This window comes from Desulfoconvexum algidum (genome assembly GCF_055382125.1).
In genome coordinates, this window is record NZ_AP042394.1 from 564,753 (window position 1) to 586,422 (window position 21,670).

General features: G+C 45.6%; 19 protein-coding genes. 7 read left to right on the top strand and 12 right to left on the bottom strand.

The features are described 5' to 3' along the window. Window positions 1-249: 249 nt before the first annotated feature. The gene (locus ACZ45G_RS02470; protein WP_464175072.1) at window positions 250-1,533 is read right to left on the bottom strand and encodes an IS4 family transposase; all 1,284 of its coding nucleotides are present in this window, start codon (window positions 1,531-1,533) and stop codon (window positions 250-252) included. 434 nt (window positions 1,534-1,967) lie between these two features. On the opposite strand from ACZ45G_RS02470, the gene ACZ45G_RS02475 reads away from it, so the two are divergent. Both ACZ45G_RS02475 and ACZ45G_RS02480 read left to right on the top strand, forming a co-directional pair. Beyond that, window positions 1,968-3,839 (top strand): GspE/PulE family protein, encoded by a 1,872-nt coding sequence (locus ACZ45G_RS02475; protein ID WP_464175073.1) that lies wholly within the window; start codon window positions 1,968-1,970, stop codon window positions 3,837-3,839. Between the two features lie 4 nt (window positions 3,840-3,843). Then, on the top strand, window positions 3,844-4,677 hold the full coding sequence (locus ACZ45G_RS02480; protein WP_464175074.1) for an HDOD domain-containing protein: 834 nt from the start codon (window positions 3,844-3,846) through the stop codon (window positions 4,675-4,677). Window positions 4,678-5,159: 482 nt separating this feature from the next. On the opposite strand, the gene ACZ45G_RS02485 is transcribed toward ACZ45G_RS02480, so the two are convergent. Then, a complete protein-coding gene (locus tag ACZ45G_RS02485) occupies window positions 5,160-6,899 on the bottom strand; it encodes an IS1634 family transposase (protein WP_464172804.1) in 1,740 nt (579 codons plus the stop codon). A gap of 496 nt (window positions 6,900-7,395) precedes the next feature. Here ACZ45G_RS02485 and ACZ45G_RS02490 point away from each other — a divergent pair, with 496 nt between their 5' ends. Continuing rightward, the gene (locus ACZ45G_RS02490) at window positions 7,396-8,250 is read left to right on the top strand and encodes a hypothetical protein (protein ID WP_464175075.1); all 855 of its coding nucleotides are present in this window, start codon (window positions 7,396-7,398) and stop codon (window positions 8,248-8,250) included. Window positions 8,251-8,300: 50 nt separating this feature from the next. Here the strand turns inward: ACZ45G_RS02490 and alr are convergent, their stop codons facing one another. The 9 genes from alr to ACZ45G_RS02535 form a co-directional block, all read right to left on the bottom strand. Continuing rightward, window positions 8,301-9,521 (bottom strand): alanine racemase, encoded by a 1,221-nt coding sequence (gene alr / locus ACZ45G_RS02495; protein WP_464175077.1) that lies wholly within the window; start codon window positions 9,519-9,521, stop codon window positions 8,301-8,303. Between the two features lie 4 nt (window positions 9,522-9,525). Then, window positions 9,526-10,032 (bottom strand): ferritin, encoded by a 507-nt coding sequence (locus ACZ45G_RS02500; protein WP_464175078.1) that lies wholly within the window; start codon window positions 10,030-10,032, stop codon window positions 9,526-9,528. Window positions 10,033-10,059: 27 nt separating this feature from the next. Next, the gene (locus tag ACZ45G_RS02505) at window positions 10,060-10,896 is read right to left on the bottom strand and encodes a class I SAM-dependent methyltransferase (RefSeq protein ID WP_464175079.1); all 837 of its coding nucleotides are present in this window, start codon (window positions 10,894-10,896) and stop codon (window positions 10,060-10,062) included. A 71-nt stretch (window positions 10,897-10,967) separates the two neighbouring features. Further along, the gene (locus ACZ45G_RS02510) at window positions 10,968-12,917 is read right to left on the bottom strand and encodes an acetoacetate--CoA ligase (protein WP_464175080.1); all 1,950 of its coding nucleotides are present in this window, start codon (window positions 12,915-12,917) and stop codon (window positions 10,968-10,970) included. A gap of 14 nt (window positions 12,918-12,931) precedes the next feature. Continuing rightward, the gene (locus ACZ45G_RS02515) at window positions 12,932-13,567 is read right to left on the bottom strand and encodes a helix-turn-helix domain-containing protein (RefSeq protein ID WP_464175081.1); all 636 of its coding nucleotides are present in this window, start codon (window positions 13,565-13,567) and stop codon (window positions 12,932-12,934) included. Window positions 13,568-13,628: 61 nt separating this feature from the next. Further along, window positions 13,629-14,756: a beta/alpha barrel domain-containing protein gene (locus tag ACZ45G_RS02520; RefSeq protein WP_464175082.1), complete on the bottom strand. Its 1,128-nt coding sequence runs from the start codon at window positions 14,754-14,756 to the stop codon at window positions 13,629-13,631. 36 nt (window positions 14,757-14,792) lie between these two features. Continuing rightward, complete coding sequence (locus tag ACZ45G_RS02525; protein WP_464175083.1) at window positions 14,793-16,379, bottom strand: acyl-CoA carboxylase subunit beta; 1,587 nt, start codon at window positions 16,377-16,379, stop codon at window positions 14,793-14,795. An 8-nt stretch (window positions 16,380-16,387) separates the two neighbouring features. Next, the gene (locus ACZ45G_RS02530; RefSeq protein ID WP_464175084.1) at window positions 16,388-17,173 is read right to left on the bottom strand and encodes an enoyl-CoA hydratase-related protein; all 786 of its coding nucleotides are present in this window, start codon (window positions 17,171-17,173) and stop codon (window positions 16,388-16,390) included. Window positions 17,174-17,194: 21 nt separating this feature from the next. After that, complete coding sequence (locus ACZ45G_RS02535) at window positions 17,195-18,343, bottom strand: acyl-CoA dehydrogenase family protein (RefSeq protein ID WP_464175086.1); 1,149 nt, start codon at window positions 18,341-18,343, stop codon at window positions 17,195-17,197. A gap of 401 nt (window positions 18,344-18,744) precedes the next feature. Here ACZ45G_RS02535 and ACZ45G_RS02540 point away from each other — a divergent pair, with 401 nt between their 5' ends. Then, complete coding sequence (locus ACZ45G_RS02540; RefSeq protein WP_464175087.1) at window positions 18,745-19,167, top strand: universal stress protein; 423 nt, start codon at window positions 18,745-18,747, stop codon at window positions 19,165-19,167. Window positions 19,168-19,205: 38 nt separating this feature from the next. On the opposite strand, the gene ACZ45G_RS02545 is transcribed toward ACZ45G_RS02540, so the two are convergent. Continuing rightward, window positions 19,206-20,000: an HD-GYP domain-containing protein gene (locus tag ACZ45G_RS02545; protein ID WP_464175088.1), complete on the bottom strand. Its 795-nt coding sequence runs from the start codon at window positions 19,998-20,000 to the stop codon at window positions 19,206-19,208. Between the two features lie 193 nt (window positions 20,001-20,193). Between ACZ45G_RS02545 and ACZ45G_RS02550 the strand changes: the two genes are divergently transcribed. The 3 genes from ACZ45G_RS02550 (at window position 20,194) to ACZ45G_RS02560 (ending at window position 21,636) form a co-directional block, all read left to right on the top strand. Next, window positions 20,194-20,517 carry a hypothetical protein gene (locus ACZ45G_RS02550; RefSeq protein WP_464175089.1) on the top strand — a complete coding sequence of 108 codons (324 nt, stop codon included), beginning with the start codon at window positions 20,194-20,196 and terminating at the stop codon, window positions 20,515-20,517. Between the two features lie 32 nt (window positions 20,518-20,549). Then, complete coding sequence (locus ACZ45G_RS02555; RefSeq protein WP_464179841.1) at window positions 20,550-20,789, top strand: response regulator; 240 nt, start codon at window positions 20,550-20,552, stop codon at window positions 20,787-20,789. Between the two features lie 196 nt (window positions 20,790-20,985). Next, window positions 20,986-21,636: a TetR/AcrR family transcriptional regulator gene (locus ACZ45G_RS02560; RefSeq protein ID WP_464175090.1), complete on the top strand. Its 651-nt coding sequence runs from the start codon at window positions 20,986-20,988 to the stop codon at window positions 21,634-21,636. The last annotated feature ends 34 nt before the right edge of the window (window positions 21,637-21,670 follow it).

The following is a 21,670-nucleotide window of genomic DNA, read 5'->3' on the forward strand; positions in this document are numbered from 1 at the left end:
GGGCATGATGCTCATGGTTTATATAATTGAATCGAAATCTCAAAGCTGAAAAAAAACCTCTATACCATATGTGGGGGTGTCCAAATTTGATCTGGACTGAGTCTTTAAAACACCAGTTCACGCCGTTAATTTCCAGCCGAAACCCCATAAAAATACTTTCTTTTTGAAATCTCCAAAAATGGTTTAACTTCACAAGTTCCACACAATTTACTTGATTTTTCCACACAATATATTGTCAATGTCATAAACTTAACGGCAAGGTTTATAATTCATGTAATGCTCGCGCTTGTTCACCTTGTGGTTTCGTTCGAATTTCCGTCCTGGCCGGATGGGTTCAGTCGCATATATGAAAACCGCATAAATTTGTTGAATTAACTGCGCTATTTTTTCAGCAGGTCTTTTGAAAAGTAAAAATAGCGTATCTTTGGACTTTGAAATGGCTTGAGTCATATTTAATTGTTGTTCCTGCTTGTCCTCTTCCCTTGTTTGTTTAAGAGCTTCTTGGGCTGGTGAAGCAAGAACCCAAATAAGATTTTTAGTGAAGACCTTCGAATGGAAATCTTGATAAACCGATAGTGAAGATTCCCCTGAGAAGTTTCCGACTTGAATGCGCTCCTTCATAAATAAATAATCAACTTCTACCGGCCAGCGTAGATGGTATAAATCTTTGAATATTTCTTGCGGAAATTTTTTTTCATCGGTTAGTGATGTGATAAGAACTTCAATTTGGCCGGTTTCAAGCTCAACACGGATGAGACGTAAGCGTAAAGGCAATATATCAAGCCCCATCTCCAGGCATTCTTTTTTTGATTGATTCGAAGCATGTAGATTTACAATAGTTTCGTTTGATCCCGATTCGATAAAGCTTTGTACTATTTTCCATTGTTTGGAAATCCTGGCACAAAAATTTCCACCACGCGATATTATCAGATTAAAAATCCAATATGCAGGATATCCCCGATCCAAGAGTAACAAATCGTTTGGCATCAAATTAAGCATGTGTTGGTGTAATAATTCTCTTTCACCGACATGGTAGGGGCTGATAATAGCATCAACAGATATTCTATTTAGAACATCAAACATTTGTGATACGCGTGCCATAGGAACCTCGGAGCCCTTATTTGGTTGCATCACACCAAAATGATCTCTTATATCGTTATATTTAAATAATTTGAGAGTCGAACCATCTATCCCGAAAAGATTGAATCCGTGCCATGTTTTGACACTTTTGAAATGTTTGTAGAAAAATTCGGATAGGTGCTGGTTCAATTCAACAAAAGCAGAATATTCAAGCTTCTTACGTGCAAGACATAATGCCATTTTGGAGACCACTGCAACAGCGACATCTAATTTAAACAAGGCCTTAAAAAAATGGTCTAACTCATCTTGATATGATCCTTTCGGCAAGTTTATGAAATAAAGAAAAAGTATTTGAAAGGTGAGCAGTCGTTTGCGTATAAAGTCTTTTGGAGATCTTTTGTGTCGATTAACAAAATCTTGAGAATAGAGAATTTTTTTAAGAAATTCGATCAACTCGGCACATGTCTTGAAATGCATGTCCCATGCCAAACATTGTTTTTTCTTTTAATTTTTTTGACATTTTTTCTCCTTATTTTATGATGTTAGATTCTCCAATAGTATTTGCATATTATACCATAAAAAGTAATAAAATCAAAGTCTTATTGAACTCCCTATGAAGCGATCTTAACTTTATGACATTGAATATATTGTTATTATTGAGCCCGTTTTGAAAGCAGTAATATTATTACTAAATAGAAAAAACTTGACTGCGCCCACCTCATTTTGCAAGGAATAATGCTTTATCTGCCCTATTTACCAAGGTGGTATTGCCTCCGTTTTGAAAGGCATTGCTTTGAATGGTTGATAAACATGTTGAAATATCATATATCTATTTGGTTTCAAAGTAGACGTCGAAATAGGGAAATTCAGGAATAAAAGGGATTTGTATGCAAAATAAGGATACTGGAGATCAGGTATCAGATCAAATATTAGCGGCATTTGTAAAGACTGGTGTTTTAAGCCCTGAAAAGGCAAAGACTGCCCAGCGGGTAAAATCCAAGCTGCCCCCTGGAAAAACGATTGTTGATGTTGTCAAAGATCTTAAATACGCAACTTCCGAACAGCTCAAAGAAGTTTTTCGATCTAACCACCTCTCCCTTAAAATCGGGGATATTCTGCTGGAATTCGGGTATCTTACTCCGGAAAGACTTCATTCTGCCCTGGATATTCAAAAAACCGACATCAAAAAGCAGCTTGGCCAGATTATCATTGAACATCAATTCATGAGCGAAGACGATTTTCTCGATGCTTTATCCGTCCAGCTGGGATTTCCCTATGTCAATCTTTCGGTTGAAGACCTTGATATGGAACTTCTCAACCAGGCACCCATACAATGGTGTCGGTCCAATCATTTTTTGCCTGTGCGCAACAAAGAGGATAAAGTGGTTGTGGCATTTGCCGATCCCTTTGACAAGGCATCCATTAACAGTGCCAGGAAATTGTACGGAGACAGCTTGATTATTGCTATTTCCTCCCCAGGCGCCATTGAAAAATATCTGGATCAATTGGTAGAGGGAAAAACAAAATCCCGACCTGTGATTGATGAAAATACCGCCATCGGTATCGTGAACACCATCATCAGTGCTGCCATTAAGCGGGAGGCCAGCGATATCCATATGGAGCCCATGAAGGACAAACTCCAGGTGAAATTCAGAATAGACGGTATTCTGGTAATCTACAAGGAGTTTCCCCGGGATGTCATCGCCATGGTTACGGCACGGATAAAGGTGATGAGCAAGGCAAATATCGCCGAAAAAAGACGTCACCAGGATGGCCGAATGTCTTTTGAGGACCGAGGGAATACCTATGATCTTCGGGTTTCAATCTATGTGGCTATATTTGGTGAAAAAATTGTACTGAGAGTTCTGAACCGGATTGAGCAGATCATTCACATTGAGGACATTGGCATGCAGCCCAAAATGCTGGAGCGCTACCTGCGGGATGTTCTGAGTGTGCCCAGCGGTGTACTGATTATTACCGGCCCCACAGGATCCGGAAAAACAACCACCCTGTACTCTTGTATCAATCATATTAAAAAACCGGAATTGAGCATTATCACTGCGGAAGATCCTGTGGAATATGTGATGGAGGGCATCACCCAGTGTTCCATTGACCCCCATATCAATCTGACCTATGAAGAGACCCTGCGCCATGTGGTGCGCCAGGACCCGGATGTCATCGTGATCGGTGAAATCAGGGACAATTATTCAGCTGATGTGGCTGTCCATGCCGCCCTTACCGGGCATAAGGTTCTAACCTCATTTCATACTGAAGACAGTATCAGTGGGCTTATCCGGTTGATGAATATGGATATAGAAGCGTTTTTGATCTCATCAACCGTGGTATGCATCTTGTCCCAGAGGCTATTGCGAAAAGTGTGTGTGCATTGCGGACAGTCCTATAAACCCTCTTCCCTGGAACTTAAGCTTCTGGGGTATACTCCCCAGGATATCGCCCAGTATAAATTCATGAAAGGCACGGGATGCAAGGCCTGCAATTACACCGGATATAAGGGCAGGATACCTGTCTTTGAAATGCTGGTTCTCAACGAGTATGTCAGGGAAGCAATTATCAACCATAAGTCCAGTTATGAAATTAGGAAAATAAGTATTGATACCACAAATCTTGTCACATTAATGGAGGATGCAGTGTCCAAAGCAGTTGTCGGAATAACCACCCTGGATGAAATTTTCAGGTGCGTGCCACGGTTAATATTGCCAAGATCGGTCCCGGAAATAAATCGGTTGTTAGGAGTGTAGTTAGATGAACAAGGAACTCAAAATAATAGATATCGTTCAGCAGTATATTGCCAGTGAGAATTCTTTCCCTGTATTAAGCCCCCAGGCCATTAAACTTCAAAATGAAGTCATAAAAAATGATCCTGATTTTGATACTGTAAAAAAACTTATCCGGACAGATCCGACCCTGACCAGTGAAATTTTAAAGATTGCCAACTCACCCTTTTACACAGGACTGGGTGAGGTGGAAACGATCCGGGAAGCCCTGGTAAGATTGGGTCAGAATGAACTGATTAATATTGTTATGCGGGTGATCCACAAACAGAATTTTTCATCTGTTAATCCCATGATCAAGGGATTCCAGAAGCGACTGTGGAATCATTCTGTTGCCTGTGCCATGGGAACCCTGTGGACAGCCCGGTATCTTAAAATGGAAGATTTGATTCCCAAAGCCTTTATTTCCGGCCTGCTCCATGACATGGGAAAGCTGTGTCTCCTTTCAGCCCTGGAAAAAATGTTTGCCACAAAGATTGCAGGATTCATTCCCACCCCGAATCTTGTGGATAAAATCCTGGACGGCCTCCACACCCAGCAGGGGTATGAGTTGTTAACCAAGTGGCATCTGCCAATCCAGTACTGCTGTATTGCAAAGGAGCACCATAGCGATGAATATGATTCTTCTGACATGCTCCTGACCATTGTCAGACTGGTAAATATGGTTTGTAATAAAATGGAAGGAAATGATCCTGACCAGGACCTGACATTTATTATCGGCTCAAAAGAAGCGGATATACTGGGCATATCTGAAACAGGAGTGGCTCTGCTTGAAATCGCCCTGGAAGATGCCCAGGGAAAGTAATAACCTGAAATGCCAAAAGCAATTTGATTTCGTTGAAACCAAAAGTTATGAAGATTTGCATACATGTTGATGATCAAAATAATTATGTATTCGAATGATATCCTTGAGCCAAATGAGGAATGCCATAGTGTTTAATGATATAATTGCTCAGGAGTCAAAACCCCCAATTTACAGAGCGCTTCTTTCACCAGTCCGGGTTTTATTATATTCGTCTTGGTACAAGATATAGTATGGGCAGTTTTTTCAGTTTCAGATTTGAAATTACAATATATAGCCGGAAGTAAAGTCAAAAAAATCAAATCTCCATTAACATAATTGGAGATAAAAATTACCGGATATCCATTCTGCGATGGTGCGGATTTTGTCCATAATTTTTCTCCCACGATGCTGGCTTTAAAGCGGACATTCCGCACTCTTTGGTAACAAAATTCCTAATTTAACTCCGTGGTTTTTTTCATGAGCCTACCAATTCACCATGCTTATTATGAAAATTCAAAGTTCCACCAGCCATCTTGCAGATTTTCATACACGCTGAATGGAACTTTCAATAGTTTCAGTAACAGATGATGTGTTTTTGTTACTCCCTTAACCGTAGATTGTAAAACCCTCTCATCTTTTGTGATTAGAGCCAAGTGAACATTACGAAAGAAATAGCGAATATTATTCCAGGTCGGTGTCTTTGTTTTCATCCTTGACGGTAAAATTGGAAGACTTTCAATCTGCTCTTCTGCCATCTGTTGGCGAATGTTCCTTTCAATCAAGCTCACGATCATCAATGCAATAAAGTAGAGAAACATCATCGCTTCAATACGCTCATTTTTTTTCAAAAACACAGGAGCGACTTCCAAGACCGATTTCTTTGTATAAAAACGCTTTTCCAAAAAAGGCTGCGTCTTATAGATTTTTAAAATTTCTGCTGCCGGTAGAGTTGCATTTGTAATCAGCGGGAATATCCCATCGATTTTTGATGCTCGCTCAATTGCTTCTTTATCACGAGAGCACTTGATGTCGTAGGTAACTTTTTCACTGTCTTCATATTTAGTATTTGGGCCTATTCGACCTGGACCAATTTTAACTTTTTGGGTTGTTTTCTCTTCTATTATTTCAACTTTAATAAAATCTCCGGCTCCTTTGAATGCTTTCCTTGTTGCTTTTTCGATTTGTTCCTTGGTCTTTAAATAATATTTGTTGAGCCCGGGTAATAAGGCCTTCAAATTTTCTTCTGCCTTAATAATCCGCCTTTTTCGGGTTTTGCAGTCTTGTTTTTCCTTACTGCTCGAATGTACCCAAACCAAATGATAACCTTCCCAACTTCTCTCCTCAGAATAAGTCTGATAGGTTATCAATGCTCCTTTTTTGCGACTATACTTTGTAAAATATGCAGGTTGCCATTCGATATTTTCGCCTTGTCGGAGTCGGTCATAAAATGCACTGACTTCTTTACGGTTTTTTGGCATAATTGTGATGAACTTGCCATTGTTTTTTTCGATATGATGCATGTTATCTTCACTACAGAGTTTTGAGTCGGCTATATAATAAAATTCCTCATTTGCTAAAAATTTGCGTAAACTATCCCAGTTGAATATGTGGGTATTAACATCTGCTTGGTTTCCATTGAATACTTGATAACTTATCGGAACATGTCCATCCTCTGTGATATTTAGTCCAAATACAATCTGCTTGTAGTCTGGGCGATGATCTTTGTTATGACCGAAGTTCAGTTGTATCGCTGCTGGGCTTTGATTTTTATATGCACCTGCAAAGCTTACTGTAGTAGAATCGTTGTGGATTCGTGTTGTTATCAAATTATGAACTTTTATAGCTGATACTGATGTCTCTGACATCAAGCTTTGACGATCTGCTCTAAACAGAGCATCAAGGCAGCGCCCCAAACGATCATCATTATATTTGTCCGCATTCACCATGTTTTCTGCTTTGCCATCTATATGTTCAATCAACCATTCATCCACTTTGTATAGCGGTTTTGGCGCAACTACAATGTTCATTAGCATCATGCATAGCACTTGAGCGGGATTGATTTCACAACGGTTCTTATTGGGTACATATTTATCAAAAAGTTCATGCAATCTCAGCTCAGTTATGTAATGCTTAACCAGAGGAAGAACATCTACCTGTTTGACTTTTGTGTCCATTGTGTGCATAGATAATCTGGCCTTTTCATTAAAAGAATAAGTATCCAGATTATTATGAACTACTTTCATACGTTTGTCTAATTAATTTTGAAATTGATCTGTTTTTGTTCAAAGTCTGAGTTTATTTGATTTAAATCTCTTTTCCATGGGTGCGGAATGTCCGTTAAAGGGGCGGACTATTATTATTAAAAAACCTCGTTTTTGAAATCTAAATCAGACCTCAATATTTTGAGGTTTATATAGGTCATGCTTTCTGTCCATGCATCCATATAACACATTATTAAAAACTTGATTTTAAGTATCGGTCCAGGGACATCTCAAGCTTTATGATCGGGAATAGAGTCGGGGTTTGGTAGAGTTTTGGTAGAGTTTTTGGTGCCATCTTTTCTTATAAGTATTTTATTTTACGAAAAAGAATGGCGGAAGTGCATGGGAATCGAACCCACCCGGGACGGTTTTATCGTTCCACCTCGGATTTAGTGAAATCCATTCCAGAAATTAATGTTTTTTTTGAATGTGCCGATATGTATTCCCATACAGAACTTTAGATTAAAGGAGACATCCAATGAACAGCATACCTGAAACCTCAACAACAGGGCTGTCACCGGACCGGGGAAATTTGCAGAATACCCAATTTTCAGGCAATTCCAGCCGACAAACCGTCAATGCCTATGAAAGCCTTGATACCGGCCTGACCATAAAGACCCGGGAGGGGGATATCGTCACCCTGTCTTCAAGTCGTTTTGCTCAATTTAATTCGTCTGAATACAATAGCAGGGGAGAAATTCAAACCGATACCGGAAATGCGCTGATCACCCAGCACACCCGGGAAATTACGCTTACGACAGGGGATCAGTTCTCTTTTTCCGTTCAGGGGGATTTAAATGAACAGGAACTTGCGGATATTGAAGCCATTGTGAAGGGCGTTGACGGGATCGTTGCCGAAGTGGTGCAAGGGGATATGGAAGAGGCTGTTGCACAGGCCATGGCCATGGGCAATTATTCGTCTGTTTCCATGTATTCAGCTGATATTTCCTATGAGCGCTCCTATTCCATGACTGAACAAACAAGCTCTGTGGCAAGCAACCCATTGTCGGCCTCTGATCCAGATGCGAAAATTTCTCGCTCTGAAAATTCCCAACGGTCTAACCATATGAATGGCTTTGCTGACAGAATGGCCCAGTTCCTGGAGAAACAGGAAGAAAAATCGCTGGCCAAGGCTCAGCAGCCTCTGATCTCGTTGTTTGAGCAGCTTCAAAAAAACATATCGGATATGGATAAAACAGATACGCAGGCAAATACAGATGAAGAAGGGACCAGTGTCAGTGGTATGCTCAAAGCCATCGGTGAACAGGTTGATTCTTTGATTAATGATATGCTTAAGAATGCATTTGAAACAACCTTGAATGATTTTGTTTAGCCCATGTTATAACAAAAATCTAAAATCTAAAAAAACAAATAGACAGCATCTTATTCGTTTTTTGGATGGATGTAGCAGATGGGCATCCGTTTGGTCAACGATGATGTGATTTCATAATTGATGGTGCCGATGGTTCGTGCAATATCGTCGGCAGAGATGGTTTCGTTCTCTTGGGACCCCATGACCACCACCTCATCTCCCAGGCGACAGCCGGGGATATGGCCCACATCAATCATGGTGAGATCCATACAGACCCTGCCGGTGATGCGTGCTCTTGATCCCCTGACAATCATTTCTCCTTGATCGGAAAGTTGGCGGTTGTATCCGTCTGCGTATCCAATGGGGATGGTTGCAATACAAGTGGAATTCTGGGTGACATGGGTGGAGCCGTAAGAGATTTTGAATCCCTTGGATACCTTTTTTAAATGGATGATTTTTGATCGGATGGACATGGCCGGTTTCAGGTAACTCCGGGTATGGTCTGTTTCTCCCGACGGCCATAGTCCGTATATGGCAATGCCGGGGCGGACCATGTTAAAGTGGGCCTGGGGCATGTCAATCAAGGCGGCTGAATTTGCTGCATGGATCATTGGCGGAGTCAGTCCCTTTTGAGCCAGTTCCTTGACAAGGCATCCAAAGCGGGATATCTGGCGCTGGGAATGGGCCTTGTCCCTGGCGTCTGCATTGGCCAGGTGGGTGTATATCCCTTCTATTTCAATGCCCTTTAGGTTGTGGATTGCCAATATCTCCTCGCTGCATTGCAAGGGGGAGGCAAGGCTGTTGTCGGGTTTTACGAATTGGTCCGGGGTGGCCAATTGATCATGGAGAAGCCCTAAACGGCCCATGCCCGTGTCCACCTTGATATGAACCTTCAGGGTATCGTTGTTTTCTTTTGCTGCTGCGGCAATGATTCGGGCAGTTTCAAGGCAGGTAAGGGTAACCCGGATATCATGGGCCGCAAGGTAGGGCACCTGATCGGGCAGAACATCTCCGAACAAAAGGATGGGGGCATCAATGCCGGCCTCCCGAAGTTCAATCACTTCAGAAATCCTTGCAACTGCCAGCCAATCGGCCCTGTTTTCAAGGACAGTCCGGGCAATTTGGACGGCTCCGTGCCCATAGGCATCTGCCTTGACCACGGCCATAAACTTTGTTTTTTCGGATAAAAGCCCTTTTAATGCCCTGATATTATGAGCCACTGCTCCAAGATCCACAATCACCTTGGTCTGGGGCAGCAGCTCAGGTGGCAGCTGTTCATGGAAAGGGTGCATAGTTTTATTTCACAGGGGGGGTAAAGACCCTCTGGGCCAACTCATTGTCCATCATGAGCAGGCCGTGTCCTTCTCCTTTGACCAGTTTAAGTTTATTGAGAATGGTTTCCATGGAGGCTTCTTCTTCCACTTGTTCTTCCACAAACCAGTCAAAATGGCGTTTTGCGGCATGGTCATTTTCCTGGATGGCCAGGTCCATGAGGTTGTTGATCAGGATGGAAACCAGTTGCTCATGACCATAGGCCAGTTCAAACACATCCAAAGGAGAGTTAAACTCAGTTTTGGGCGCTTCAATTTCTTGGAGAAATACCCGGCCTCCCCGTTCATTGAGAAACCGGTACATTTTCATGGCATGGAACCGTTCTTCTTCCACCTGAACCAGGAAAAAATTTTCAAACCCGCTCAACCCGGTGGAGCTGAAATAGGATGCCATGGAAAGATAGTAGTATTCTGAGAAAAGTTCCCGGTTTATCTGGTTGTTAATAGCCTCTTCCAATTTTTTTGATATCATGTGATTCTCCTTTTTTTGATTTCTATATTAGCTTTTTTTATAGACAGCTTCAATACATTGGATGGAATTATTTTTGAAATTATTTTCCATGTTGATGGCAAAAAAAGCAGCATTGGGGCCAAAGACAAGGTGGGGACTTAAGGGGCGGGGCTTTTTGTTCGCTCCTGCGGCCTGGACCATTTGCCACCATGCCAAGGCACTTTGGGTCTCATCTGAGAAATGATCCAGAGTAAAGCCCGGGCCACCAGGGAATGACTTAAATTCTTCCCAGGGCAAAAGAAAAGAAATACCCGGGTCACCGGCCCAGGGAACGGGCAGGGCGATTGCCTTGTTTTCCCCCTGGAAAATTTCATGGAGAATGAGACTTCCCCCGGGCTTTAAAACCCGGTAAAATTCTTCAAGGGCGGTTCGTTTGTCCTGGATGTTCATGAGAATATGCTGGCAGAGAACCGCATCAAAGGTGTCTGTTTTAAAGGGCATGTTTAGTACAGAGCCCAGCTTATAATCAATGAAAGAATCCAGTTCACACCAGCGGGTTATATCCCCTGCTGTTTCAATAAAGGCTGGGGCAAGATCAATACCGGTGACACGCCATTGGAAGGTTTTGGCCAAAAGCCTGGAAGAACCGCCAAGCCCGCATCCGGCATCCAGAATATGGACATTTTTGGTGCCATTTTTTTTTGAAAAATCTGTTTTTTCCAGAAGCCTTAGGGTGCCAGGGGCGCCCCCTGTATGGAGCTGGTCCACGGCTGCCAGGTGTTTTGTGTCCAGGGGGGTTGTGGGTTTATCCGATAAAGTTAAGGCGTCTTGAATTCTTTGGGATAGATTCTGGGAATGATAATGGTCTTCTACAGGGGATTCCATGCATGGCCTTTGGACTTTTTTAGGCTGGAACAAAGGAGGTACCCCTTTGTTCCGGCCATTGGGTTTTTGGATCAGTCTTTTAGTTCTTCAAGATTTGCAAAAAAATCAAGGGAGTCCGGATTTTTAAGGGCATCTTTGTTTTTGACTTCCTTGCCTTCAATCATTTTTTTGACGGCCAGTTCCACTTTTTTCATGTTCAATGTATAGGGAACGTCAGGGGTCTCAATGATCTTGGCCGGCACGTGGCGGGGGGAGGCATTGGCCCGGATGTCATTCCTGATTTTCTTTTCCAGTTCCTCGGTAAGTTCAAATCCTTGGGCCATTTTAACAAAGAGGATCACCCTTACATCATTTTTCCAGGATTGGCCCACCACCACTGAGTCTTCCAGTTCTTCCATGGCATCCAGGCGTCTATAGATTTCCGCTGTACCAATTCTGACCCCCCCGGGGTTCAAGGTGGTGTCCGATCTTCCGAACATGATGACCCCGCCCCGGGAGGTGACCTGGATAAAATCTCCATGGGCCCAGATACCGGGATATTGGTCATAATAGGCAGAATGGTATTTGCTGCCGTCGGTATCCCCCCAAAAATATATGGGCATGGAAGGGAAGGGCGCGCAGCAGACAAGTTCTGCCTGTTGATCCACCACCGGTTTTCCGTCATCATCATAGGCATACACCTTCATGCCAAGGCCCCGGCATTGGAGCTCTCCTGTGTAAACTGCTCCCATGGGATTGCCCAGGGCAAAACATCCGTTAAGGTCGGATCCACCGGAAATGGAAGCCAGGAGCAGATCTTCTTTCACATGGGCATAGACAAATTCAAAGTTTTCATCTGACAGGGGAGAGCCGGTGGAAAGAACCGCTTTGAGGGAAGAAAGATCAAATTGTTCTTTTGGTTTGACCCCGGCATTTTTCAGGGCTTCAATATAACCGGCACTGGTGCCGAAGACCGTGACTTTTTCTTCTTCTGCCATTTTCCACAGGGCATCGGCTTGCGGGTGAAATGGGTTGCCGTCAAAGAGGATGATGGTGGCCCCCACACTCAAAGAGCAGGTGAGCCAGTTCCACATCATCCATCCGCAGGTGGTAAAATAAAAAATGGTGTCCGCTTCGGTTAAATCCGTATGGAGGACCAGTTCTTTCTTTTGGTGGAGCAGGACCCCGCCGCCACTTTGTACCATGCATTTGGGAAGCCCTGTGGTGCCCGAGGAGTACATGATATACAGGGGATCATCAAAATCCATTTGGGTAAATTCAATCTGCGTGGCATCCGGGTCTTTGAAATCGGCAAAATGAACGGCATTGGGCAAAGCGGAAATATCGGGTTTTGCTGTTGTATAGGGAATGACCACTATTTTTTCAATGGAGGGCAGTTCCTTTACAATGCCTGCGATGCGCTGGATACTGTCCAGGGGTTTCCCCTTGAAAAAATAGCCGTCAGCTGTGAACAATACCCTGGGCCGGGTCTGTCCAAACCTGTCCAATACCCCTTTAATTCCAAAATCAGGCGAACAGGAGGACCAGATGGCGCCGAGGCTTGCGGCTGCCAGCATGGCAATGATGCTTTCGGGCATATTGGGGACAAATCCCACCACCCGGTCACCCTTTGAGATCCCCATGGCTCGCAGGGAGGCAGCTGTTTTTGCCACTTCATCATAGAGCTGGTTGTAGGTCAGGGTTCGGCGGACAGAATCTTCTCCCCGGAAAACAAGGGCTGGCCGGTCATTCCTGAATTGCAGGAGATTCTGGGCAAAATTGAGTTTGCTGTTGGTAAAGAACTTGGCCCCGGGCATTTTATCCGGGTTGTCAATGGCTTTGGTATAGGGAACAGACGCCTTTATATCTAAAAATTCCCAGGCCGTTGACCAGAAATCCTCCAGGTTTTCAACCGACCATTCCCAAAGATCTGTGTATTCTGTAAACTTTTTGTTGAAGCGTTCATTCACCAGGGTCATAAACCGGTACATATTGGTGTTTTTTATTCTCGGTTCAGATGGCTGCCACAGTGGAATTTTCATTGCTGTTTACCTCCTTATTCATATAGGACGGCAAGGATGGTAGCGCGTTGGGTTTTTGCCGTGATATAATGGGATGTGGTGGAAAGATAATAGGCGCTGTCTCCGGGTTCAAGATCATAGGATTCATTGGCAATGGTCAGGTTGGCAACCCCTTCCAGAACAAAGACAAATTCTTCTCCGTTGTGTACGGAAACTTCTTTCTCCTCGTTTTTTTCCAATTGGACGATGAGGGCTTCCATGTGTCGCCCCTGGACTTCCGGGGCCAGGCTCATATAGGAGTAAACATTTTTTTTGCTGGTTTTGGAAGCCGTTCTGACCACCTGTTTTCTGTCATTTTTCCGGGTGATGGAATAGAGCTTGGTGCCAATGCCGGAAACAAGACGTCCCACAGCAGAATCCAGGGCCTTGGAAAGCTTCATCACCGTGCCCAGCTGGGGTTGTTCTTTACCGGTTTCAATATCTTCCAGACGGGAGACATCAAAGCCGGTGAGGCTGGACAGGTCTTCAAGGGAGATCCCCTTTTCTTTTCTCAGCTGCTGGATACGGGCTCCCACTTCTTCCACTTCCCCTATTTTACCAGTGTCAATATTTTCGGTGAGGTCTTCAAAATAGTCTACATTGATATGGGGGATGTTTTCTTTTTCTTTCATGCCATCTCCTTTGGTTTCATCTAATGGTTCGATCTAAATTTGATAGATCCGCTGTTCAGATCTAAATTTTGGGAAAGTTTTGATCTGGTGCTTCACCCAAGCGCTCTTTTAATTTGGCAAGCCCTGGCCTGGCATACTCCATATGACCTTCTTTCAGGGTGCGGCCGTTAATGATGGCGTCACTGCGAAGCCTGTGCCCCACGGTTCTTTCTAATTGTTTGCCAAGCCAGAGGATCCGGTCAATATCATATCCATGTTCTATACCCATTTCGTCAATTTGTACAAGGGTATCTTCCAGGCATACCAGGCCCACATACCGGGGGTCATCATAATAGTAATCTCCGGTTCCCTTGATGGGCCGATCATCCATGAAATTAGCCGGTTGGCCCCCAAGTCCCCCAAGGGTGGCTTCAAAATGGCAGATGCCGGCCTGGAGTGCGGCCAGGACAGAAGCAGACGCCACCCGTTTGGTTTCATGGAAATGGGCGATGTGCAGGCTTGTATCCGGGATCTCATCTAAAATCATGGAAAAATACCGGTACACGTCGGCGGCAGATGCGGATCCGTCATGGTCGGCATGTTCAATGTCACTGGCCCCTATGGAAAGCCAGTGTTTGGAGAATTCCACGGCGTCTTGCATGTCCGTGGCCCCGCCAATGGGGCTGCCCCAGATGGTTGAGACGGTGCCGCACATTTTAAGCCCCACTGCCCTGCATTTGTCGATGCACCGGGCTGCTTCCGCCCAATAATTGGGCAGACTTGTGCCGGAATTGGCAAAATGGTGCTGTTCTTCTGTGGAGACCATCATTAAAAGCCTGTCCGGGCCGACGCCGCGGCTTTTAAGTTCAATGGCACGGTCCACGGCCGATTCCCTGATGGTGATGGCCGTGAGGACCACATCCTTCATGTCGATTCCCTTTTTGGCGGCCCGGGATACAAAATTATTCGATCTTAAATGGGCCAGCAAGTCTTCTGCATCGGCAAACTGGGGCATGCTTCTGGGGTTACCAAGATTGGTTACCTCAATGTTCCGGCATCCGGCAAATATCAATTCCTCAAGATAGGTGATCTTTGCCTGGGTGGAAATGAATTTTTCCAAATGCTGGAATCCGTCTCTTACCGTGATATCGCCAATCGTAACTTTTCGGGGCATCCTGGGGAAAATTTTCCAATAATCATATTCTGTCATGGGGTTCTCCTTTTTAGTCCTTTTTTTAAAATTTGGCTAAAATCTAAAATTTCCAAAGGTGGCATCGCCAATGGGTTTAATGAGGCTGACCTCAAATGCCATGCCGAGCCAGTCCCTTATTTCTGAAAATTTAAGGACTCTGTCGTTAAAAAGTCTGGAGGCGCAGAAAAAGGGATGGGCCTCCCCGTCATATTTGTCGATCATTCGCTGCTGGAAGGCGGTTATCTCATCTGTGGTCATGGGAGTGCCCTTGGCCTTGCGCTTGGCTTGCTCAATGTGGAGCAGAACGCCGCCGGCGCTTTTGCCGCTCATGACACCGGTTCGGGCCCGCATGGTGGAAAAAAGAAAATGGGGTTTATAGGCCCGGCCGCACATGCCATAGTTGGCCGCCCCATTGTCAGGTCCTATGACCAGTTGAATCTTTGGAACCTGGGCACAGGAGACCGCCCTTACCATGTCGGCGCCAAATTTTCCAATGCCGGCATGTTCAGACTCGGACCCGATCATGTAACCCGGGGAACTCTGAATAAAGAGCAGAGGGATTCGTTCATAGGAGCATCTGACCACCCATTCAGCAACTTTTTTGGCGGCTTCATGGAAGATGATGCCGGCGCCGTTGGAGCAGACGACACCCACCGGTAACCCCTGTATCCGGATTTTTCCTGTGAGAATATTGGATCCCCGTCCCGGGGCAAAGTTTTTCTTGGTCTCGATGAATTCAGATCCGTCGGCAATTGCCTGGATGACTTTATAACCGTTGAGTCCCTTGTGGGGAGAGGTGGGCAGAACCTCATAGAGGGATTCTTTGGCGAGGGGCTCTTGAACCGGATACCGGTGCAGGTTGAGCGCCTGGGGACGTGTCAGGGAGAGCAGTTCCCTGACACGACTGATGGCCTGGGTCTGGTCGGTACACAGATGGTCTGCCCCGCCGGACACCTGGGTGTGAACTTTGGCGCCTCCCAGGGCTTCGGCCGAAATCTCTTCGCCCGTGGCCATTTTTACCAAAGGCGGTCCCCCCAAAAAGGAAAAGGACTGCTGGTCGATCATAATGGATTCACAGGCCATGAAGACAATATAGGCGCCGCCTGCGGTGTTGCCGCCGGTGCTAAGCGTTACCTGGCGCAGTCCTTTTGCCGACATCCGGGCCATATTGTAAAAGATGGAACCAAAGTGCTGGTCATCGGGGAACACTTCTGCCTGCATGGGCAGAAACACCCCGCCGGAATCGGCAATATAGATGCAGTTAAGACCGCAGTTTTCCGCAATGGCCTGGGCCCGCATATGTTTTTTCAAGGTGATGGGAAAATAGGTGCCCGCCTTGACCCTTGCATCATTGGCCATTATCATGGTCCAGTTTCCGTGGACTTTTCCGATGCCGGTGACAATGCCGGCACAGGCCACATCGTCTACACCGGGATAGCCCATGCCAAATCCGGCAAGCATTGACAGTTCAAAAAACGCCGTGTCCGGATCAATGAGGTCTGTGATCAATTCCCTGACCGGACGTTTGTTTCGTTTGGCCAGGGTATCGATGGCTCGTTGGCCCCCGGGCCAGATGGCCTCTTGCTGGCGGGCCGAAAGAGTTGCTTCTTCGTTTTCCCAAAATGTACTTGTTTCAGTCATGGGTTATTTTATCTCCCTTTATATACTGGTTTTCTTTTTTCTCTGAAGGCTGTGAGCCCCTCCACCCGATCTTCGGTGGGGATGGTCACCCGATAGGCATTGGATTCAATGGCAAGACCCGTGGCAAGGTCGGTTTCAATGCCCTTGTCAATGGCATACTTGGCCATTTCCACGGCAATGGGTCCGGTCTGGGCGATCATGCCGGCCATTTCCATGCAGGCATCCAAAAGTTTCGCCTGGGGGACCACCTGGTTGACAAGACCGATGTCCAGGGCCTCTGCTGCAGCGACCCGCCGGCCCGTAAAAATTAACTCCTTGGCCTTTGCCACCCCGATGATTCGGGGCAGCCGCTGGGTACCGCCGCCGCCGGGGATAATGGCAAGCCGTGCCTCGGTGAGTCCCATGGAGGCGGTGTCCGAAGCAATTCTGATGTCTGACGCCAGGGCCACTTCGGTCCCCCCGCCCAGGGCGATCCCGTTAATGGCGGCGATGACGGGCAGGGGAAGATTCTGGATGGCAGTTAAGAGATTGCGGATGGTGAGGATGAAGCGTTTTACCTCATCCGGGGCCAGAGTGGCCCTTTCCTTTAAGTCGGCCCCGGCGCAAAAGGAGCGTTCTCCGGCACCGGTTATAATGAGGCACCGGATGTCGGTTCTGTATTGCAGGGCTTCTATTTCGTCCTTGAGGGCATACAGCAGGTCAAAATTCAGACTATTCATTACCCTGGGGCGGTTCAGCGTCAAGAGGATTGCCTGATTTTTTTCCTCTGCCAGCAAAAGCGGTTCATTGTTCATATTTGTCTCCATTAAAACAGCTTAACAGCCGATATATCTTGCAATAACAAGTCGTTGTACTTCTGAGGTCCCTTCGCCTATGTCAAGAAGTTTCTGGTCCCTGTAAAATCTTTCCACATTGTATTCTTTCATGAGACCATATCCCCCATGGATCTGGACCGCATGGTTCGCCACCCGACCCATGACCTCGGAGCAATAAAGCTTGCCCATGGCTGCTTCCTTTTCATAGGGCCTATGGTTGCTCTTTAGCCAGCAGGCTTTGTACAAAAGGTTTCTGGCGCATTCGATTTCCATGGCAGAATCAGCCAGTTTGAAGGCAATTGCCTGGAATTTGGAAATGGGCTGGCCAAATTGCTGTCTTTCTTTGGCATATTTAAGGGCCAGATCATAGGCACCCTGGGCGCCGCCCAGGCCCATGGATCCGATGGAAAGTCTTCCCCCGTCCAGGGTGGACAGCATCTGGTGGAAGCCGTCCCCCTTTTTGCCCAGAATGTTTTCTTTAGGGACCCTTACATCGTCAAAATAAAGTTCTGCCGTGTTGGAGGCTCGCCACATCATTTTTTTGTGCATGGGAATTGCTTTAAACCCGGGTGTGCCAGCTTCTACCAGGATACACGAATATTCAGGCTTCCCATTGTCACGGGTGCCGGTGATGGCCTGGACCGTGACGCCCATGGTCATGTCACAGGCGGCATTGGTGATAAAGATTTTGGATCCGTTGATTACCCATTCATTTCCGTCTAGAACTGCCGTTGTTTTACTTCCTCCTGCATCGGACCCGGCCGTGGGCTCGGTGAGACCGAATCCCCACAATCCTTCTCCTGCGCAGAGCTTTGGCAGGTATTTATGCTTTTGTTCTTCTGTGCCAAAATAGTAAATCGGACCGATCCCAAGGGAGTTGCCCGCTGCAATGGTGGCTGCCTGGGAGCCGTCTATCCTTGCGACCTCTTCCACAGCAATGATATAAGAGATATAGTCCATTGCCTGGCCTTCATATTCTTCTGAAACAAACATTCCGAAAAGACCGATTTCTCCCATTTTGCGGGTGAGCTTGCTTGAGAATTCTTCTCGTTCATCCAGCTCAGCTGCAATGGGGGCAATCTCTTTTTGGGCAAACTTTCTGACTTCCTTACGGATCATCTCCTGTTCTTTGGTAAGGTCAAAATCCACCCTTTGCCTCCTTCATATTTATGGGTTAACTATAATTTTTGCATATAGGCTTCAGCTCTTGTACTCGGGATATCGGAAAAAACTGATCGAGCGCTCAGTCTATTTTTAAGATACTATATTTAAAGCAATTATTTTGTCAAACAATTTTTATCCATGGCGGGAAAAAAATAGGTGCGGGCGTAATACGTTAGAAACGTGCCGATGCAAGGGGAAAATTTTGTATGCCCAAAATAGCACAAGTAAAGAGATATGGAAAAAGGGGTTGTAACTTCAGAATGGGGGTTAGGTTTTTTTTTTAAAAGAAAACAATTTTAATCATCCCGACAAAGCGTTATAATATTATTGTTAGCAGGAGCTAAATCCATAGTATCCGGTTGATATGCTACCGGAAAGGGGGCGTAATGAAGTTTGAAAAAATATTGAACCCGGTTGACGGGTCAGAACACTCCATGAATTCAACCTTGGCTGCCATTGAACTGGCCAAACAATTTAAATCCAAAATTGTGCTTTTACACTGCCACAGTCGATTCCCCGTGGTATTGTCCGAGCCCTATTTCCAGCAGGCAATCGATGAAATCATGAAAACATCCGAAGCGTTGATAAAACCCTTTGAAAAGATTCTGGAAGAAAGTGGGGTGGACTATGAGGTCAGAATTCTGGAAGGGCTGCCGGGAAGTACCATTGCGGATATTGTCCGGTTAGAGGACATGGATTTAATCGTCATGGGATCCCGGGGGGTCTCAAATTTTGAAGGGTTGTTCCTGGGCAGTGTGGCCCACCAGGTATTGCATAAGTCCGAATGCCCTGTGTTCATTGTTAAATGAGATTGTTAAATGAGATTATTCATCCACCGACGGTATTTTTATGTGTTGGTCTCCATACCGTTTTCCCGGATTTCCTCGGAAAAGGTTTCTACCAGGGAGGGGTCAAGGTGGTTTCCGCTGATTTTTTTTAGGATTTTCAAGGCTTTTTCCGTGCTCCGGGCGGCCTGATAGGAGCGGGTGGTGGTGATGGCATCGAAACAGTCGGCCACGGCAAGGATTTTGGCCCCCAGAGGAATTTGGTCTCCCGCAAGTCCTTCGGGGTAGCCGGTGCCGTCAATTTTTTCATGATGGGCCGCGGCATATTCAACGGCAGGGCCAAGAAAGTCCAATCCCTGCAGAATCTGGCGGGTCCGAATAGGATGTTGGCGGATTTCTGCGAATATTTCATCGGAGACCTTTGTGTCAGCGTTTTCAAAGACCTTGTCAGAGAAACCAATCTTACCGATATCGTGAAGCACGCCTGCCACCTGAATGTCGTGGGTGTCTTGTTTGGACAGACCCAGGCGGCGGGCCAAGCGTTTGGAATAGGAAGCCACTCGCTCTGCATGGCCTTGGGTGTATTTGTCTCTTGCTCCCAGGGCCTTTGCAATGGATCCAACGGTCTGGAGGGTGTTTGCCTTGATTTTTTCATTCAGTTCTTGTAGTTGTTCCACCATGAGCCGGAGCCCAAATTCCCTGGTCTCTATTTTGACCATCATCATGCCCACGGCCTCGGCGATGCGGTGGATGCTCTTGCTATGCCCCCCGGTTGTGAAGGCCATGATATCGTTGGAGTAATCGCCCAGGGAAATGTTTTCCAGTATCTTGATCAGCCTGTCAACTTCGGTGGTCATGTTTTACTCCGAAACTTGGTTCTTGTTTGTTCATTATTATTGTCGGCGTTCTTTGTATCATTGATTTTTTTCTTTGTCCATGTCGAGAAACCCCCTAGCTCAAAGCTGGGGTTCTTGACACTATTTGTTTTTAACGGTATCTACCAAAAGTCCCCTGCCTTCCCGGAGCAGTGGAGAATATACAGGAGGTGTCATGCTCGAAGACAGTCCTATTCAAAACCAGGTCAAACAGACGACAGCTTCATTGGGGGCTAATATTAAAAGCTGTACCGATGCCCTGCATGAACTTCAGCGGTTGGCCCATATCCTGTTTTCTGAAACCCGGGCAAATCATGAGGATATCCAGGGTTGGTTCAGGACCCAGGAATTTGGGATCGATAGAGACGGTTTCTGGATACGGCCTGGATCTACTATCAGGACATCACCAACACCTCAATCCAGTTTCCCTACATTGACCAGATCACGGCCATTACGCCTGAGTTTGACTGGCGGGATTATCATACCTTCCTGTCGGTGATACCGGAAAACAATCCCGGGGCCTTTGACCTGGTGATTACCGATATGACAATGCCCAACATGACCGGAGATATTCTGGCCAGCTATATCAAGGATCTTCGGCAGGATATTCCGGTTATCCTGTGCACCGGGTTCAGCGAAAAAATATTCAAAAGCAACACCACAGGCACCATGATCGACGAATTTCTCATGAAACCGATCTCCATCAAAGCCTTTAATCATTCCATCCGACGTTTGTTGTATGCGGCAAATTCCAGGGAAAAGACAAAATAAATATCTTTGTCGCCCACGTCACTGTCCCCCAATAAGCCTTGGAATGCCCGGGATCCTCTTTATGGCAAAAGAGGTGGTTATTGTGCTTGACAACCCATTGAATAAATGACAAAAATATATGACTGAGCGCTCGTTCAAGAGTGTTAGTAGCTGGAAAAAGGATAAACTTGAACCTATGCAGTAAAGGAGTAGAAGTTTGGCTAAAATAAATCAGGAATCAATTCCAGCGATTGACGAAGAGGTCCCCACCCAGATAAAGAACCCGGAGCTGGTCCGGGAACGGCGGCGGCATATTATCGATTCAACGGTCACCCTTTTTATAGAGCACGGCTACCATAAAACCACCACCCGGATGATTGCCAAGGCTGCCGGTTTTTCCATCGGGTCTTTGTATGAATATGTCAGTTCAAAGGAAGATCTGCTGTATCTGGTCTGCAAAGCCATCCACGAGGAGGTTCAGGATGCGGTTGAAGATGCATTGTCCAACACTGCAAAGGAAAGAGAGCAGCTGGCCGAGGTGATCCGACAATATTTTTATGTCTGCGATAGGATGGCAGACCACATTTTGATGATGTACCAGGTCACCCAGTTTTTGCCGCATAAATGGAAGGAGCAGGTGCTGGTCAATGAATTGAACATTACAGATATCTTTATCAAGACTTTGGGGCAGCTGTCGGGTAAAAATAATTTTCCAAAACTTTCTGGAAAAATACTCAATCTTGTGGGCCACAATATCTCTGTTCTGGGGCAGATGTGGGCCTTTCGCCGCTGGCATTTGAAAAAAGAATTCACCATTGATGAATATATCTCCATTCAAACCGATTTTATTCTGGGACTCATCTTCTAAAAAAGTTAAAATTTGTATTTATTTTTTTTATTTT